This window comes from Oleiphilus sp. HI0132 (assembly GCF_001635845.1).
The window spans coordinates 1-1,297 of record NZ_LWGJ01000707.1; the positions used below are offsets into that span (position 1 = coordinate 1).

Consider the following 1,297-nt stretch of genomic DNA (forward strand, 5'->3'; position numbering starts at 1 on the left):
AATAAATCGTAGTCTTAATTAAACTAAAGTCGGTAGCATAGAAAAAGGGGTGTAACCGTGGCTAAAGAAAAATTTGAACGTAATAAACCGCACGTTAACGTAGGTACTATTGGTCACGTTGACCATGGTAAAACAACTTTGACAGCAGCGCTAACGCGTGTATGTGCAGAAGTATTCGGTGGTGAGAAGGTTGATTTCGCAAACATCGATAATGCACCAGAGGAAAGAGAGCGTGGTATCACTATCGCGACGTCTCACGTTGAGTATGATTCAACTGATCGTCACTACGCTCACGTTGACTGCCCAGGGCACGCCGATTATGTTAAAAACATGATCACAGGTGCTGCTCAGATGGATGGTGCTATCTTGGTTTGTGGTGCGACTGATGGTCCTATGCCTCAGACTCGTGAGCACATCCTTTTGTCTCGTCAGGTAGGTGTACCTTACATTGTAGTATTCTTGAACAAGGCTGACTTGTTGGCTGAAGACTGTGGTGGTGCAGGTTCAGAAGAATACAACGAGATGCTTGAATTGGTTGAAATGGAAATTCGTGAGTTGCTAGACACTTATGAGTTCCCAGGTGATGATACGCCAATTATCGCAGGTTCTGCTTTGATGGCATTGAACGGCGAAGATGATAACGAGCTAGGTACAACTGCTGTTAAGAAGTTGGTTGAGTCGCTAGATTCTTATATTCCAGAGCCAGAGCGTGCTGTAGATCAGCCATTCCTAATGCCTGTTGAGGACGTGTTCTCAATCTCAGGTCGTGGTACGGTTGTAACGGGTCGTGTTGAGCGTGGTATCATCAAAGTTGGTGAAGAAATCGAGATTGTTGGTATCAAGGAAACTCAAACCACTACTTGTACTGGTGTTGAGATGTTCCGTAAGCTTCTAGACGAAGGTCGTGCGGGTGAGAACGTTGGTGTTCTTCTGCGTGGTACTAAGCGTGACGAAGTTGAGCGTGGTCAGGTTCTATGTGTGCCTGGTTCTGTTAAGCCTCACACTAAGTTTGAAGCTGAAGTATATATCTTGGGTAAAGATGAAGGTGGTCGTCATACGCCATTCTTCCAAGGTTACCGTCCACAGTTCTACTTCCGTACGACTGATGTGACAGGTGCTTGTGAGTTGCCTGAAGGTGTTGAAATGGTAATGCCTGGTGATAACGTACAGTTAACAGCTACTTTGATCGCGCCAATCGCGATGGAAGAAGGTCTACGCTTCGCGATTCGTGAAGGTGGTCGTACTGTAGGTGCGGGTGTTGTAGCTAAGATTGTTGAATAATCTTAGTCTATGTTTG

General features: G+C 45.6%; 1 protein-coding gene. It reads left to right on the plus strand.

Going from position 1 to position 1,297, the window contains the following annotated elements:
- Positions 1-57: 57 nt before the first annotated feature.
- On the plus strand, positions 58-1,281 hold the full coding sequence (gene tuf, locus A3766_RS08450) for an elongation factor Tu (RefSeq protein ID WP_068552924.1): 1,224 nt from the start codon (positions 58-60) through the stop codon (positions 1,279-1,281).
- The last annotated feature ends 16 nt before the right edge of the window (positions 1,282-1,297 follow it).